This is a genomic window from Cellulomonas sp. NPDC089187, assembly GCF_040685135.1.
Classification (GTDB): domain Bacteria; phylum Actinomycetota; class Actinomycetes; order Actinomycetales; family Cellulomonadaceae; genus Cellulomonas.
The window spans coordinates 150,318-164,820 of the sequence record NZ_JBFBHI010000003.1 but is presented as its reverse complement, the minus strand read 5'-3'; the positions used below and the strand labels follow the sequence as shown (position 1 = coordinate 164,820).

The 14,503-nt window shown below is 70.5% G+C and carries 17 protein-coding genes and 1 tRNA gene; 8 read left to right on the top strand and 10 right to left on the bottom strand.

The genetic code is table 11. The annotated features are described in order from the left end of the window. The first annotated feature begins 21 nt into the window (after positions 1-21). The 8 genes from AB0N78_RS09045 to helR all read left to right on the top strand — a co-directional run bounded on the left by AB0N78_RS09045 (position 22) and on the right by helR (position 6,417). Positions 22-95: transfer RNA gene (locus AB0N78_RS09045), tRNA-Leu, on the top strand. Between the two features lie 105 nt (positions 96-200). Then, positions 201-539 carry a PadR family transcriptional regulator gene (locus AB0N78_RS09040; RefSeq protein ID WP_363388719.1) on the top strand — a complete coding sequence of 113 codons (339 nt, stop codon included), beginning with the start codon at positions 201-203 and terminating at the stop codon, positions 537-539. Further along, positions 536-865, top strand: a complete 330-nt coding sequence (locus tag AB0N78_RS09035) for a DUF1048 domain-containing protein (protein ID WP_363388716.1) — start codon at positions 536-538, stop codon at positions 863-865. The genes AB0N78_RS09040 and AB0N78_RS09035 overlap by 4 nt, the downstream gene beginning before the upstream one ends. 28 nt (positions 866-893) lie before the next feature. Further along, entirely contained in the window at positions 894-1,652 is a 759-nt protein-coding gene (locus AB0N78_RS09030) for an ATP-binding cassette domain-containing protein (protein WP_363388713.1), read from the top strand. Further along, complete coding sequence (locus tag AB0N78_RS09025) at positions 1,649-2,398, top strand: ABC transporter permease (RefSeq protein WP_363388710.1); 750 nt, start codon at positions 1,649-1,651, stop codon at positions 2,396-2,398. Before AB0N78_RS09030 ends, AB0N78_RS09025 begins: the two co-directional genes overlap by 4 nt. Before the next feature lie 45 nt (positions 2,399-2,443). Then, complete coding sequence (locus AB0N78_RS09020) at positions 2,444-3,625, top strand: MFS transporter (RefSeq protein ID WP_363388707.1); 1,182 nt, start codon at positions 2,444-2,446, stop codon at positions 3,623-3,625. After that, positions 3,622-4,185: a hypothetical protein gene (locus tag AB0N78_RS09015; RefSeq protein WP_363388705.1), complete on the top strand. Its 564-nt coding sequence runs from the start codon at positions 3,622-3,624 to the stop codon at positions 4,183-4,185. Before AB0N78_RS09020 ends, AB0N78_RS09015 begins: the two co-directional genes overlap by 4 nt. Before the next feature lie 117 nt (positions 4,186-4,302). Then, positions 4,303-6,417, top strand: coding sequence for an RNA polymerase recycling motor ATPase HelR (gene helR / locus AB0N78_RS09010; protein WP_363388702.1), 2,115 nt, complete (start codon positions 4,303-4,305; stop codon positions 6,415-6,417). On the opposite strand, the gene AB0N78_RS09005 is transcribed toward helR, so the two are convergent. The 10 genes from AB0N78_RS09005 to AB0N78_RS08960 form a co-directional block, all read right to left on the bottom strand. Continuing rightward, positions 6,408-6,686 carry a hypothetical protein gene (locus AB0N78_RS09005; protein WP_363388699.1) on the bottom strand — a complete coding sequence of 93 codons (279 nt, stop codon included), beginning with the start codon at positions 6,684-6,686 and terminating at the stop codon, positions 6,408-6,410. The two genes, helR and AB0N78_RS09005, sit on opposite strands and share 10 nt — an antisense overlap. Next, positions 6,686-7,525: a CHAP domain-containing protein gene (locus AB0N78_RS09000; protein ID WP_363388696.1), complete on the bottom strand. Its 840-nt coding sequence runs from the start codon at positions 7,523-7,525 to the stop codon at positions 6,686-6,688. Before AB0N78_RS09000 ends, AB0N78_RS09005 begins: the two co-directional genes overlap by 1 nt. Before the next feature lie 160 nt (positions 7,526-7,685). Next, the gene (locus AB0N78_RS08995) at positions 7,686-8,078 is read right to left on the bottom strand and encodes a hypothetical protein (protein WP_363388694.1); all 393 of its coding nucleotides are present in this window, start codon (positions 8,076-8,078) and stop codon (positions 7,686-7,688) included. A gap of 19 nt (positions 8,079-8,097) precedes the next feature. Beyond that, positions 8,098-9,147 carry a hypothetical protein gene (locus AB0N78_RS08990; protein WP_363388691.1) on the bottom strand — a complete coding sequence of 350 codons (1,050 nt, stop codon included), beginning with the start codon at positions 9,145-9,147 and terminating at the stop codon, positions 8,098-8,100. Between the two features lie 33 nt (positions 9,148-9,180). Then, complete coding sequence (locus AB0N78_RS08985) at positions 9,181-9,750, bottom strand: hypothetical protein (RefSeq protein ID WP_363388688.1); 570 nt, start codon at positions 9,748-9,750, stop codon at positions 9,181-9,183. A 1-nt stretch (position 9,751) separates the two neighbouring features. Then, positions 9,752-10,861: a hypothetical protein gene (locus tag AB0N78_RS08980; protein WP_363388685.1), complete on the bottom strand. Its 1,110-nt coding sequence runs from the start codon at positions 10,859-10,861 to the stop codon at positions 9,752-9,754. Positions 10,862-10,863: 2 nt separating this feature from the next. Further along, the gene (locus AB0N78_RS08975; protein ID WP_363388682.1) at positions 10,864-11,715 is read right to left on the bottom strand and encodes a hypothetical protein; all 852 of its coding nucleotides are present in this window, start codon (positions 11,713-11,715) and stop codon (positions 10,864-10,866) included. After that, positions 11,715-13,637 (bottom strand): hypothetical protein, encoded by a 1,923-nt coding sequence (locus AB0N78_RS08970; RefSeq protein ID WP_363388679.1) that lies wholly within the window; start codon positions 13,635-13,637, stop codon positions 11,715-11,717. Before AB0N78_RS08970 ends, AB0N78_RS08975 begins: the two co-directional genes overlap by 1 nt. Positions 13,638-13,652: 15 nt before the next feature. Then, positions 13,653-13,994 carry a hypothetical protein gene (locus AB0N78_RS08965; protein ID WP_363388676.1) on the bottom strand — a complete coding sequence of 114 codons (342 nt, stop codon included), beginning with the start codon at positions 13,992-13,994 and terminating at the stop codon, positions 13,653-13,655. An 80-nt stretch (positions 13,995-14,074) separates the two neighbouring features. Beyond that, positions 14,075-14,422 (bottom strand): hypothetical protein, encoded by a 348-nt coding sequence (locus AB0N78_RS08960; RefSeq protein ID WP_363388675.1) that lies wholly within the window; start codon positions 14,420-14,422, stop codon positions 14,075-14,077. Positions 14,423-14,503: the final 81 nt, after the last annotated feature.

The window sequence follows — 14,503 nt, the reverse complement described above, 5'->3', positions numbered from 1 at the left end:
TCTGCGGCAGGATGTGAACGCGCCCCCGTAGCCCAATCGGCAGAGGCAGTCGGCTTAAACCCGATCCAGTGTGGGTTCGAACCCCACCGGGGGCACCTCTCCGAAAATCCTCACTATTCAGTGTTGCCAAGTACCGGTACTCAGTGTAACTTGGTACTCGTACTCAGCGTCACCAAGTAGTTCGAGGGAGGTGGCATCCCGTGGGTAAGCAGATGACGGAGATGCTCAAGGGCACGCTGGAGGGGATCGTCCTGGCGATCCTCACCGTGCGCCCGGCATACGGCTACGAGATCACCGGCTGGCTGCGCGATCAGGGCTTCGACGACATCGCCGAGGGCACGGTCTACGCGCTGCTGGTCCGGATCGAGAACAAGGGCCTGGTCGACGTGGCCAAGGTCCCCTCCGAGAAGGGCCCGCCGCGCAAGGTCTACACGGTCAACGCGCAGGGGCAGGCCTATCTCGACGAGTTCTGGCGGACCTGGGAGTTCCTGGCCGCACGACTGGACGGATTGCACCGCACCGAAGGGGAGCAGCGATGAGCAACTGGATCGATCAGAAGAAGCAGTACCGCGCGTACAAGGCCCGGGTGGCCGCACTGCCGACGGACTACCGGAGCGCTGCCGAGGCGCTCGAGCGTTACGTGAGCGTGCTCGGACCGGGCCGCGCCGAGGAGCTCCAGCAGCTCTTCGACGATCTGGCCGAGCTCTTCGAGCAGAGTGCCGCGGATGGGGTCACCGTCCGCGCGGTGGTGGGGGAGGACCCGGTGGAGTTCGCCGAGGAGCTGCTGCGCAACTACCCGGCCGGGGCGTGGATCGCCAAGGAGCGGGCTCGCCTGACCAAGGCCATCGACTCGACCGAGTCCTGACTGACCCGAGAAGCGAAGGGGGCACACCATGAGCACCGAATACGCGATCCGGCTACGCGGGCTGACCAAGTCCTACGGCGACTTGCGCGTCCTGGACGGGGTTGATCTGGAGGTCCGGCGCGGCAGTATCCACGCCCTGCTCGGTTCCAACGGGGCCGGGAAGACCACCGCCATCCGCATCCTGTCCACCCTGCTGACAGCGGACGGCGGCACCGCCGAGGTCGACGGACACGATGTGCGCACTGCGCCGGAACAGGTGCGGGAGGCGATCAGCCTGACCGGGCAGTTCGCCGCGGTGGACGAGGTGCTGACCGGGCGGGAGAACCTGGTGCTGGTCGCCCGACTCCGGCACCTGGTCGATCCGGGCATCATCGCCGATGACCTGCTGGCCCGCTTCTCGCTGACCGAGGCCGGGGGACGCCGGGTCGGCACCTACTCCGGTGGGATGCGTCGCCGACTCGATATCGCGATGAGCCTGATCGGCGACCCGGCGGTGATCTTCCTGGACGAGCCGACCACCGGGTTGGACCCGCAGGCTCGGATCGAGGTCTGGGAGGCGGTGCGGCAGCTGGCTGCGGCTGGGACCACCGTGCTGCTGACCACCCAGTACCTGGAGGAGGCCGAGCAGCTGGCCGATCGAATCGCCATTCTGCACGGCGGGCGGATCATCCAGGACGGCACTCTGGCCGAGCTCACGGCGTTGCTGCCGCCGGCCACGGTCGAGTACGTGGAGAAGCAACCCACCCTGGAGGACGTGTTCCTCACGCTGATCGGAGAACGCTCATGATCACCGACACCCGTGTGCTGCTCGGTCGTTCGCTCAAGCACGTCACCCGCAGCATGGACACGATCATCACCACCGCGGTGATGCCCATCGCCTTCCTGCTGCTGTTCGTCTACGTCTTCGGTGGGGCCATCGACGTGGGTGGGGCGAATTACGTCGACTACCTGCTGCCGGGCATCCTGCTGATCACCATCGCCTCCGGCATCGCCTACACCGCCTTCCGGCTGTTCACCGACATGCGCAGCGGGATCGTGGAGCGGTTCCGCTCGATGCCGATCGCCCGGTCGGCGGTGCTCTGGGCCCATGTGCTGACCTCGATGGTGGCCAACCTGATCTCGCTGCTGGTCGTGCTGGCGGTGGCCCTGATCATGGGCTTCCGCTCCACCGCGGGGGTGCTGAACTGGCTGGCCGTGGCCGGGATTCTGGCGCTGTTCACGCTGGCGTTGACCTGGATCGCGGTGATCCCCGGACTGACCGCCAAGACGGTCGACGGGGCCAGCGCGTTCTCCTACCCGCTGATCTTCCTGCCGTTCCTCAGCTCGGCCTTCGTGCCCACCGACTCGATGCCGGGGCCGGTGCGGGCGTTCGCGGAGCACCAGCCGGTGACCGCCATCGTGAACGCGATCCGGGAGCTGCTGGCCGGACAGGCGCCGGGCAGCGATCTGTGGGTAGCGCTGGCCTGGTGTGTGGGGGTGCTGGCGGTGGCGTTCGTCGCGGCGAACCTGCTCTACCGCCGGAAGGCCGCCTGATCGTCGGGTACGCTAATTCCAACTAAACGGTTGGAAGGTGTGCTGATGTCCGCAGTCCTCGATCCCGCTCCACCCCGCACCGCCCCCTTCGGGCGCACGGCGGCCGTCATGTCGACGGCCGCCGTGGTCGTGCTCACCCAGCTCTACGGTGCGATCCCGCTGTTCGCGCCGGTCCAGGCCGCCTTCGATGTCGGCATCGCTGAGGTCGCGTGGGTCCAGACCGCCTTCGGTATCGCGTACGCCGCCGGCTTCATCGTCTGGGGCCCCGCGGTTGACCGCTTCGGCCCCCGCCGAGTGATGACGAGCGGGCTGATCGCGCTCGTGGTGGTGACCGGGGCCAGCGCATTCGTGCCCACCTTCGGCTGGCTGATCGTCGGCCGGGTGGCGCAGGGAGTGGCCGCCGCGACCTTCGCACCGGCTGCCTTTGCCTACCTCGGTGCTCGGCCCGCACCGGACCGTCGCGCGTTGTCAGTGACCGTGCTGACGAGTTCGTTCCTCGCCTCCGCAGTGGTCGGACAGGTCCTGGCGCAGCTGGTGTCGGAACTCTGGGGATGGGAGTGGTTCTTCTGGGCCGGAGCCGCGGCTCTGGTCGTGGTGACGGTCATGGTCCGGAGTGTTCTGCTCCCCGATCTGCCGATGGCGACCGCCGCGGGTGCCCCGGTGCGCACCCTGCTGCGCCTGCTCGCGCAGCGGTCGATCATCCTGCTGCTGGTCGCCACCGTCATGGTGCTGGGCCCGATGATCGCGCTCTACACCGCGATCGGCTCCTCCGGTCTGACGGACAGCACCGGCCTGGTGGTGCTCCGGGCGAGTGCGCTGCCGGCCGTGCTCTGGGCACCGTTCGCCTCACGATGGCTCGGCGGCTTCGCCGCCCAGCGGAGGCTGCTCGTCGGCTTCCTCGTGGTCGCGGCAGCGGCGGTCGTGGCCGTCGTGCTCCGGGACAGCGTGCTCGGTATCGGTGCGGCGACCTTCGCGCTGGCCGGTGCGGTGGCAGTGCTGGCACCGGCGATGATCCAGCGACTGACCGGCTTGGCAGCGGAGGCCCGAGGGTCGATCACCGCGCTGTACACGTGCTTCCTCTTCCTCGGCGCGAGCATCGCCCCCGCCCTGGTCTCCTCTTCCGGCGCCGGGATCGTCGGCACCGGGCTGACTAGTGCCGCCGCTGCGGTACTGGCGGCCGGACTCGTCCTTCTTACCCGCCGTCACGACACAGGAGGTACCCGATGATTCCCCACCTCGTCCCGCTGCCCGAAGGGTTCACCCACCTGTTTGTCCGGAAGGAGTTGCACGAGCGGATCCCCGTGCTGGTCACTCGCTACCAGCGCACCCCGGATCTGGTCTACGGCATCGAACACGTCACCACGGTGGTCGGGGCCGAGGACGACCGGTTGTACGGCTACACCCGACACGTGGCCACTGCCGATGACTCCCGCCTGCCCAGCCCCGAGGAGGCGCGTCGGATCGCCTTCGACGTCCTGGAGCGGATCGATGCCGACCACTCGGCGGGTCTGGAGGTGCTGTGGGTGCGTCGCCACGACGAGCGCCTCGCCGATTCCGCGGCGACGGTGGCGGGCATCAAAGTGAAGACGGTGCACCCGAACGGGCTCTACACCTGGGTGATCGTCGGGGAGGGTGGCCAGGTGATCACCTACGAGCGGGACGTCGCGTGGATCGGCAGCGAGTCCCGTCGTCATACCCACATGTGGCTGCACGATCACTGGGTCGCCGCGCACGATGCCGGCGGTCCTGAGTTCGACGCCCCGCTGGCCAGACTCACGCAGTCATGAGTTGTTCCGCCACTACCAAGCTATAGCGCAGTGGGGGTCTTGCGGCAAGGCCCCCCTGTGGACCCAGACTCTCCGGTCGGACCCCACCACCGTGGCCGGGTCCGACCGGAGGATTCTGTGGCTGTCTTCGCGCTCCCCGACACTCGTGCCGCCAAGGCTGATCCGGCGCTGATCGCCGACGACCAGCGGCACTTCGATGCCATCGCCGCGACACTCGCCGACTCGGTGGCCGACCTGACCGAGCGGCTGGACGCGGCCCGCCGGGCACCCGGGGTCAAGGGCACCGCCGCTCTGGAACGCGATCAGGAGATCCATCGGCTCAGTGCCCGGTTGCGACTGCTGCGCCGGTTCGGGCTCGACCTGTGCCTGGGGCGGATGCTGCCCGCGGACGGGGCCGATCCGGTGTACGTCGGCAGAATCGGCCTGACCGACCCGGCGGGACGGCGGCTGCTGGTGGACTGGCGGTCGCCGGTGGCCGAGCCGTTCTTCGGGGCCACCCACGCCGATCCCATGGGCCTGACCAGTCGGCGTCGCTACCGGTGGACCGGTGGACAGATCAGCGACTACTGGGATGAGGTCTTCGACGCGGAGCAGTGGGACGGCAGCGCGACGCTGGACGACCAGTCGGCGTTCATCGCCAGCCTCGCCGGTTCACGCTCGGAGCGGATGCGGGATGTGCTCGGCACCATCCAGGCCGACCAGGACGCGATCATCCGGGCGGGATCGGCGGGGGCGCTGGTGGTGGACGGCGGCCCCGGCACCGGCAAGACGGTGGTGGCCCTGCACCGCACCGCCTACCTGCTCTACGCCGATCCGCGGCTGGGACACCGCCGCGGTGGGGCGCTGTTCGTCGGGCCGAGTCGACCGTACCTGTCCTATGTCGGCGATGTGCTGCCGAGCCTCGGGGAGGAGGGGGTCAGCGTGTGCACCCTGCGCGATCTGGTGCCCGAGGGCGCAGCGGCGGTCGAGGAGACCGATCCCGCGGCGGCGCTGAAGGCGGACCGGAGGATGGTGGACGCCGTTGACCCCGCGGTGCGGTTCTACCAGCGCCCGCCACGGACCGACACCGTGATCGAGACCCCGACCGTCGACCTGGTGCTCACCCCGGCAGACTGGGCGGAGGCCATCGACGGCGTCGAGCCCGGCACCCCGCACAACGAGGCCCGCGATCAGGTGCGCGACGGGCTGCTGGCGATCCTGGTGGACCGTGCCCCGCAGGACGTCACCGAGACGGAGCTACGCCGGGCGCTACGGGAACCGGTGCGGCAGCACTGGCCGCTACTCGACCCGGAGGATCTGGTCGCCGACCTCTGGGAGGTCCCCGCGTACCTGCACCTGTGCGCGCCCTGGCTCACCGCGGAGCAACGCGCGTCGCTGCGTCGGGATGACCCCCGGGCCTGGACCGTCGCCGACCTGCCGCTACTGGATGCCGCCCGGACCCGGCTCGGAGACCCCGAGGCCTCCCGCCGGGCAGAGGTGCACCACGCCTCCGTGGCGGCCGATCGGGCGCGGATGGCCGACGTGATCGACGACCTGATCGCCGCCGACGACTCCACTCTGGGCGTGATGCACATGCTGCGCGGCGATGATCTGCGCTCCGCCCTGGTCCACGATGCCGCGCTGCCGGTGGCCGAGCCCGATCAGCTCGCCGGGCCGTTCGCCCATGTGGTGGTGGACGAGGCGCAGGAGCTCACTGACGCGCAGTGGCAGATGCTGATCGCCCGCTGTCCGTCGCGAAGCTTCACCGTGGTGGGGGATCGCGCCCAGGCCCGGCACGGCTTCGCGGAGTCCTGGACCGAGCGACTGCGCCGGGTCGGACTGGACCGGGTGGAGGTCGCCTCGTTGACGGTCAACTACCGCACCCCGGCCGAGGTGATGGCCGAGGCGGAGCGGGTGATCCGCGCGGCTCTGCCCGAGGCCAACGTGCCCACCTCGGTGCGGGAGAGCGGGCGCCCCGTCCGGCACGGTGTGGTGGCCGAGCTGGACGCCGTGGTGGACGGGTGGCTGGCCACACACGACGGCATCGCCGGTGTGATCGGTGCCCCGGACTACCGCCCCACCGACGACCGGGTCCGTTCCCTGACCCCGGAACAGTCCAAAGGCCTGGAATTCGACCTGGTCGTCGTGGTCGACCCCGCGGACTTCGGCTCCGGGATCGAGGGGGCGGTGGACCGGTACGTGGCGATGACCCGTGCCACCGGGGATCTGGTGGTGTTGGCGGATCAGGCCTGACCGTCGGGCGGCACCGGACTGACCCGCGACCGGGCCCACGCGGTGGTCGCCGCCTCCACCAGGGCGTAGACCGCCGCGACGACCGCGAGCATGCGACTCTGGACCTCCTGCGAGACGGTCAGCCCGACGGCGGCGGCCAGGACGAACACGGCCCGCAGCACGGCCTGCACCGCCACCGGTTCCAGGGCGAGCACCCGGCGCAGGGTGCCGCCCACCCGCCGCCACCACGGCGTGCCCGCCCGGGCGTGCCGAGGGGTGTCCGCCGTCATCAGTACCTCCCCGAGCCGATCGACGCCCGGTTCAGCGCACGCTGGTGCAGGCGGGTGGTGGCCGGTCCGGCGATCCCGTCGAAGTCGGCGACGGTCGGGGACTGACCCTGGGTGTTGAACAGCCAGAACTGCCGAACCCGGATGGTGGCCGGACCCTCGATGCCGTCCACCACCAGGGCCGCGGCACCGGTCAGGTCGCGGATGTGCGCGGTCGGGACCGTGGCATTCAGATAGCGCTGGTCCGCCTGGATCAGGCTGGACACTGGTCGGCTGATTACCCCATCGGCGGGGGTGCCGAGCACCTGCTGCCACCGGGTGATCGTCGCCGGTCCGCGCACGCCGTCCTCCGCGATCACCGCCGACCCGGCCGCGCTCGTCGCCCCGTAGAGGTTCTGCAGGTCGACGTAGCCGACGATGGCCGACGACCGCAACCGCCGCGCGACCCGGTTGCCGTTGTACTGCGACCCCGCCGTCCCCGCCGAGGTGTTGCCCTCGATGGCGTACAGGCCGCCGCCGCTGCGGGCCTCGACGATTCCGGTGTGGCACACCGGCGGGGAACCCCGGCCGGAGGGGGACACCCCGGGCCACATGTACAGCACCAGATCCCCAGGCCGCGGATCGGTGGTCTTCCACCGGCCACGGGCGCGGGCCCAGGTCACCAGCGCCGGGGTCCAGCCGGTCCACGGGTACTCGGACAGCCCGGCCTCACGCAGCACCCAAGTGGCGAAGTACGCGCACCAGGCGCCGCTGCGCACGCCGTGCGCACTCTGGTAGCGGGCACCGCCGACGGTGCCGAGCTGGGACCGGGCGATCTCCAACACGCGGGCGGCGGTGCTCATCGGTCCTCCTCGGGGGTCCAGTGCGGGTCTTGGGACACCTGCGGCTGCGGTCCGTCGGGGTCGAAGGCGGAGGTGTCGATCGGGGTGGGGTCCATAGGTGCTCCAGACACAGCGAGGCCCCGCCCGGTGGGTGCACCGGGCGGGGCCGTGGGGATGGATGTCAGATGTCGGCGCTGATCTCCGGCGGCGAGGGCGGCAACTCCTCCGGCGCATGGCCGAGCGCCCCGGCCCAGGCGATCAGGGTCCGGATGTGGGTGATGGCACGCCAGTACCGGGTGCGCACCACGTCGACCTCTGCGCGCAGCTGCCGGACCTCGGCCCGCAGACCGCCGATCTCCTCACGCAGGGGTTCGATGATGTGTTCGGTGAGGGTGCGGACCTGGCGCTCCCAGTGCGCGTCCTTGGTCTCCTCCTCGGTGGCCAGGGCCTGCGCTTCGATCAGGTGGGCGTCGGCCCGGTATCGGCGGCGCTGCCACCAGGCACCCAGCAGGCTGGCGAGCCCGGCGACCGCACCACCACCGGCCAGGATCGGGAGGAGGTCGGTGCTGGTCATGATCCTCCCTTCGGTGTGGTCAGTTCAGCGTGCGGTGCACCGCGACCGAACCGATGTGATAGCTCGGGCCATCCGATGCGGACTTCAGTGTCACGGTGCACGCCATGTTCGCCGGAAGGACCAAACGTTGCTGCGCTGCGAACGTCGCCCAGCCAGCGGCCGGCGCGGAGACGGGGAAGAGGTTGCGTCCGCTCAACGTCCCTGCGCTCACGCTCAGCGCGATCTGGACCTTGCGAGCCCCGGTGTCGAAACCACCGGTGGCCAAAACTGAGATCACATTCACGGTCGGGAACGGCACCGCCGGAATCACGACGGTCCCAGCGACCGCGCCTGTGGCGATCTTGCCGTTGTCAAAGGTCGCGATGACCGGTGCGACAGCTGGCGCGAGCGTCTGCCACCCGGTGCCGTCGTGCCGCCACAATCGTCCGCTCAAGGCGTTCGTCTCCCCGATGTGCTCGACCCACAGCGGGCTCTCGTTCGAGGCGCCCATCGTCGCAAGCAGTGCGGTGGCCTCGGCGGTCGAGCGCACCCGGATCGGTGCCCCGGCGGCGGACATCTGGGGCGCGGTCCAGACGGCGCTCGGCTCGCCAGATCCGGCCGGAGGCACAACGACCTGGGCCAGCACCATGGAGCGCTCCGGCGCCGTGGGCATGGTCGGGGTAGCCGAGGCCTGTCCCGCGCGGTACTCGATTCGAGCCGATGGGGCAGTCTCGCCCTCGGACTCGGCGGGGTCGTCCAGCACCAGCCAGATGCCGTCCCAGCGGGTGTACACCTGCGACGCCGACGGGATCGTGCCCGACTCCGGCTCGGCCACCGCCCAGCTGTACGGCCCGGCCGCAGCGGACAGATGCGGATCGATCACCCCGGCGCAGGGGTGCACCGTCCAGGTCGATCCGCTGACCGTGACGGTGTGAGGGGAGGTGCCCGGGCGGACACCCGAGCGCGCCCCGAAGGGACGGTCGGCGGTGGCGCCGGACAGGAAGGGGGAGACCTGGGCCAGGCGCAGGGCCCGGCCGGTGTAGGTGGGGGTGGTGCCGTCGGTGGAATCGAGCGGCCAGGCGTGAGCCATCGGAGAACCTCCTGAGATGAAGGGGAAGGGTGGTCAGAGCGGGTCGACCCGCAGGGTGCAGGGGCCGAAGGTGACGGTGGCGGCGGGGTCGGTGCAGTGGACCCACGCCCGTGCGACCAGGCGATCACCGGTGCCGTCGGTGGTGCCGGAGCGGGACAACGAGCCACCGATCACACCGGCGTCAGTGCGCAGCAGAGCTGAGCGAGAACCCGGCCCGGGGTGGAGCGGGATGAGATCGGAGCCGTCAGCCGACTCGACGCCCCAGGCCAGCCCAGCGGTGGCGGAGCCGGTCCCGGGGTCGATCAGCACCTGGTCGCAGTCGATGCTTACCCGGACCTGACCGGTGACCGGGAGCGCGAGGACCGGACCGGTGAAACCCACCGCGGTGTCGGCGGCAAACCCGTCGACGGTAGTCGCGGCTGGCGGGGCAACGGTGCGGGCGGCCACGGCGCTCGCGGTGACACGTGCGGTCACCCCGCTCGCGGTGGCAACGGTGGTCGCGACCTCGGCCCGGAGTCGACGCAGCTCGGTGCGCAGCGCGGCGATCTGCCGGGTCAGATGGTCCTCACCGGGTGGATGGTGTGCGGCGATTCCGCCGGGCATGTCAGTCCTCCTCGATGGTGATCAGGGCCTCGGTGTCGGCGAGTACGGGCACCACGGTGGGCGCTGCCGGGTCGAGGTCGAGCGTCCAACCGATGCACCGGGCGACGCCGTCCAGCCCGCGGGGGAAGGACGGCACACCGGGGTCGACGTGGTAGCCGATGTCGTCCCCGAGAGCCCAGTCGGTGCCGAGCAGCGGGGGGCGGTCGGCCCGGGCGGTCAGCGCCAGGGATTGCGCGCCGTCCCGCAGCACGGTGAGCGCCCCGGCGGCGGCCTCATTCAGCACAGCGGTGGAGGTCGCGCTGCCCGGCGACCAGCGATGCTCGACGGTCGGGCGGTCGGGGTCGTCGTGCACCTGCGGGGTCGACTCGGGACGGGTGCCACCGGACGTCGCGCTCTTGCCGGTGGCGATCACCCGGTTCGCGCCCTTGCCCTCCGCCCAGTCCTCCACCATCTGGAGGTCACTGAGCGCCCCGGGTAGGTCCAGCACAGCGGCGGGTGGCTGGGCCCCGGCGGCGGACCCGATCCGATCGGCGAGTTCCAGCACCGGGACGTAGCGCAGCGTGCCGTCCGCCTCGGTCTCCCGATCCCACCGGACGGTGAACTCCGGACCACCGGCAGCTGAGGCCAGGTCGTCCAGCGCGTCGAGGGCCGTGGTGTCGGAGTCGTGCGTCCAACTGCGGGTCCGGGTGGTGTGGCCTGGCCGGGTCTGGACCCGCAGCGCGATGGAGCCGTCGAGCACCGATCGGGTGACCAAGTCGGCGGCCAGAGCGCACTGTTCGCGTGCGGTGTAGCTGAGCGTGCCCAGATAGCGGCGGCCCAGATAGGTCTCCATCGTGGCGAGCGTGATCGTGACCTGATCGTCGGCGGAGCGGATCCGTTTGAGGACCAGCCCGCCCCAGACCGGGTCGCCGTCGTCGTCCAGCAGGACCAGGGCTGATCCGAGCGGTGCGGTGGCCCGTTCCCACTCGGCCGGGGCCTGCGTCACCGGCAGAGTGCCGTTGGCGGTGCTGTAGTCGCACAGTCGTACCGAGACCGAGGGCACGGCGAAGCTGGGCAGGTCGCAGATGATCCGGCCAGTGCGCAGCTCGGTGGCGATCCACTGGTATCCCATGCTCACTCCCAGGCCGATCGCGTGGTCACGGTCATCCGGGCACCCGGTCCGGCGGTGGCGGTGGTGAACGCCCAGGTGTTCTCCCCGGGCAGCGCCTCGGACCACTCCCGCCGGGTCAGCAGTCGGGACCGTGAGGCCGTGCCCTGAGCCAGGACCTGACGGGTGTCCATCTGGACGATCAGGTGCTCGCCCTCGGCGAGTTCCAGCGCCGAGGACAGTGCCACGGTGCGCCCGGTCCGGGTGTGCCGCACTGACGGTCCGGTCAAGGGCCCGTCGAATCGGACGGTCACCGGTGCGGCGATCGTCCCGGCGTTGATCAGCGAGACCTCACCGCTGGTCACGGTGGAGGCGATCACCACCGGGACGGTGAACGGCACGGCCAGACCGCCGGTGGAGGTCGGCACTCCGGTGGAGCGTTCCTGCCACTCGCCGTACCAGCGCGGGTCCTCCGCGATCACCTGCGCGGACCAACTGAAGGTTCGGTCGGTGATCCGGGTGACGATCACCTCGCCGTCACGGCGGACCGTGGTCGAGCGGCGGTCCTTTCCGTCCACCAGCACCAGATCGGTGCGATCCAGGGTGATCGCGGACTTCAGGCGGTCCCGGCCCGCGGCGGCGGCCTCCGGGTCGTCGCCGTGGATCCAGCCGGAGACGGCGATGCTCCGGCCCCCGAGGTAGGACCCGCCGGTCCAGACCCCGTGCCCGAGCGACCGTTGGGTGGTGGCCAGGGTGGGCGCGGGCGAACCCGCCGCCCCGTCCAGGTCGCCGAGGACGATGCTGACCCCGGCCTCGTCGTCCCGGCCACTGATCACCAGATCGCCGATGGTCATGTACTCACGTGAGAGCGGTCGCATCACACCTCCTGCAGCCATTGCCGGCGCGCCACCGCCGCAGCAGCGGCGAGCGGGTCCGGCGTCGTGATGTTGAATGTCGTGCCCGTCCGGTTGGTGTTCCGCGACGGGGTGGGGATGTCGACGGCCCCGATGGAGGCCTCGACGGTGGGGGCGATCGACGCGGTGAGCCGGCCGAGGGAGTGCTCCACGGCGCCGTACTCGGACTCCAACCCGTCCACCAGTCCGCCGATGATCAGGCGACCGGCACCGACCAGCAGGACCTTGTCCCGGCTGATCGGCCCCTTCCAGTCCGGGATCAGGTCGGTCAGGTTCGTGAAGACGTCCCGGACTCGGCCGAAGGCGTTGGAGATCCCGTTGATCAGGCCGTCGATGATCTTGCCGCCGATATCCAGCAGCCAGCTCCCCGCGTCACCGACGAAGCCGAGAATCCGGTCGGGAAGCCCGGCGAACCAGTCCCGAACGGTCGGCCAGACCTGCTCGATGCCTTGGAAGACACCGCGGATCAGGTCACCACCGGCGGCGAGCATGAGCATCACCCCGGTGGCCAGGGACGCCACCAGTTGGGGCAGCATCCCGATCACGGCCTGGATCAGCTGCGGGACCACCTGGGCGAGCCCGTCGATCAGACCGAAGAACATGGTCACCGCCCCGGTGATCAGTTCCGGCAGCATGGTGGCCAGGGCGACCAGCAGGTTCGGCAGCACCACGGTGAGCAGGGTGTCGACCAGGGTCGGCAACATCTGCGTCAGCCCGGTCACCAGGGCGAGGAACATGTCCATCGCCCCGAGGATCAGCTGCGGGAGCATCGTCATCAGCGTCTCGAGCAGGGTCGGCAGACCGACGGTGAGCAGGGTGTCGACCAGGGTCGGCAGGGCGGTGTTCAGCCCCTCCACCAGCGCCAGGAACAGGTCCAACGCGCCGGTGACCAGCTGCGGCAGCATCGTCACCAGGGTGTCCAGCAGCCCCGGCAGCACGACGGTGACCAGGGTGTCGATCAGCGTCGGCAGCACCTCGTTCACCAGGGAGTCGATCAGCAGCGGCAGCATGGTGCTCAGACCGGTGACCAGGGCGGTGAACAGGGTCAGCGCCGACTCCAACAGCTGCGGCAGCATCCCACCGAGGGTGGTGATCAGCTGGGGCAGTACCTCCCCGACCAGGGTGTCGATCAGAGTCGGGAGTGTGTCGGCCAGGGCGGTGACCAGGCCGTTGAACAGGTCGAGCCCGGCGGTGACGATGCCCGGGAGCGCCCCGATCAGCGTGGTCGCCACCTGGGGCAGCAGGTCAGCGACCGCGGTCAGCAGGGCCGGAGCGACCTCCGACACGGTGCTGGACAGGGTGGTGACCATCTCGGTCGCAGCGGAGGCGAGACCGGGCAGGGCTGCTGCCACGGACTCGGCCACCTGCGGCAGCACCTCGGCGATCGGCGCACCGGAGCCGAGCGCGGCGAACTGGTCACCGACGTTCTGGGCGGCCGCCTCGACCGGGCCGAGCATGCCGACCAGCCCACCGAGCGCCGACTCTGCGGCCGGCATCAGGCCGGAGGTCAGGTTGGTCCCGATCCGGCTCAGCGACTCGTCCAGGGGCCCGAAGGCATCGCCGAAGGACACATCAGCGAAGATCTTGCCGCCCAGGGCGGACAGGCCACCGAGTGCGGCACCGAGCCCCGTGGACGCGAGGCTGCCCAACTTCGAGAAGGCGGCGGCGCACAGCTGCATCGCCTCCTCGGCGGCCCGTGGCACGATCGTCCGGATGGAGGCAGCCGCCTCCTTCACCCCGTCCGGGATGGCGTCGAGTAACTTGTCGAAGCTCCCCTTGGCCGCGCTCACCGCGCGGTCGAATGCTCCGGCGATGCCGGATTCCACCTCCTTGGAGACACTGCGGGGAAAAATGTCCTGGGTGGTGACTGTGGCGTTCTCGCTCACGCCGCCCTCCTTGGGTCAGGGCGAGGGCGGTGTGGCTCCGCCCCCGGGTTCGGTGGGCTCCGCGGCGGATCGGCCGAAGAGCAGGTCGTCGAGCAGGGCGCGCTGGGCGCGGTCCTCCTCGGTGAGAGGTCGCAGCGGACCGGAGTCCGGTGCAGTGCCGGCGGTCCACGGACGGGGCAGCGACTGCGGCCGGGTGTGCTTGCCCCGGTGTGCGTTGAGATAGCCCTCGAACAGGTCCACGCCGATCTGGCGGGCCGAGCCGGGCACGTAGGACCAGTTGAGCAGCGATGCGACCGTGTGGGAGTCGGGGTCGCGGAGGATCTGAGAGGTCAGGGCCCACGCCTCGGCCCAGGTCATCTCCCGTCGCAGGAACGGGGTCAGACCCAGGCCGAAGCGCGTGCGCCAGTCGTATTCCAGCGCCGGTCGGTGGTCTCGGATCAGCGCCCAGAGACCGGCGGAGTGGGGTCCAGCCGGGAGTGCTCCGCCCACTGCGCCAACAGGCCGCCGACCCACGCCAGCGGGGTCTGCTGCCGCTTGATCACCTGCCAGAGCTTCGGCTGGTCCTCCTGCAACCATCCGACGAAGGCCCCGATCACCCGCAGCTGGGTGTCGGAGTCGGATGCGGACTCGGTGCGCAGGGTCAGCACGACCGGGATCAGGCCGAGCGGGATGTCCGCGGACATCAGGGCAGGCAGCTCGAATCGCTCGCCGTCGATGGTGAACCGGAACAGGTCGGTGCTGGAGACGATGTCGTTGGCGGGGGAGATCTCGAGGTAGTCGGTCATGGGGTGCTCCTGGTGGTGCGGGCAACGCGGCAACGGGAACCGCCGGGCCGACTGGTTGCCGTCAGTCGGCCCGGCGGGGAT

Bases quoted from the DNA above. Each gene is read 5' to 3' on its own strand.
- AB0N78_RS08960 (WP_363388675.1), bottom strand. From the start codon at position 14,422: ATGACCGACTACCTCGAGATCTCCCCCGCCAACGACATCGTCTCCAGC.
- AB0N78_RS09015 (WP_363388705.1), top strand. From the start codon at position 3,622: ATGATTCCCCACCTCGTCCCGCTGCCCGAAGGGTTCACCCACCTGTTT.
- AB0N78_RS08975 (WP_363388682.1), bottom strand. From the start codon at position 11,715: ATGCGACCGCTCTCACGTGAGTACATGACCATCGGCGATCTGGTGATC.
- AB0N78_RS08995 (WP_363388694.1), bottom strand. From the start codon at position 8,078: ATGACCAGCACCGACCTCCTCCCGATCCTGGCCGGTGGTGGTGCGGTC.
- AB0N78_RS09030 (WP_363388713.1), top strand. From the start codon at position 894: ATGAGCACCGAATACGCGATCCGGCTACGCGGGCTGACCAAGTCCTAC.
- AB0N78_RS09005 (WP_363388699.1), bottom strand. From the start codon at position 6,686: ATGACGGCGGACACCCCTCGGCACGCCCGGGCGGGCACGCCGTGGTGG.
- AB0N78_RS08965 (WP_363388676.1), bottom strand. From the start codon at position 13,994: ATGACCTGGGCCGAGGCGTGGGCCCTGACCTCTCAGATCCTCCGCGAC.
- AB0N78_RS09035 (WP_363388716.1), top strand. From the start codon at position 536: ATGAGCAACTGGATCGATCAGAAGAAGCAGTACCGCGCGTACAAGGCC.
- AB0N78_RS09000 (WP_363388696.1), bottom strand. From the start codon at position 7,525: ATGAGCACCGCCGCCCGCGTGTTGGAGATCGCCCGGTCCCAGCTCGGC.
- AB0N78_RS08990 (WP_363388691.1), bottom strand. From the start codon at position 9,147: ATGGCTCACGCCTGGCCGCTCGATTCCACCGACGGCACCACCCCCACC.
- AB0N78_RS08985 (WP_363388688.1), bottom strand. From the start codon at position 9,750: ATGCCCGGCGGAATCGCCGCACACCATCCACCCGGTGAGGACCATCTG.
- AB0N78_RS08980 (WP_363388685.1), bottom strand. From the start codon at position 10,861: ATGGGATACCAGTGGATCGCCACCGAGCTGCGCACTGGCCGGATCATC.
- AB0N78_RS09025 (WP_363388710.1), top strand. From the start codon at position 1,649: ATGATCACCGACACCCGTGTGCTGCTCGGTCGTTCGCTCAAGCACGTC.
- AB0N78_RS09020 (WP_363388707.1), top strand. From the start codon at position 2,444: ATGTCCGCAGTCCTCGATCCCGCTCCACCCCGCACCGCCCCCTTCGGG.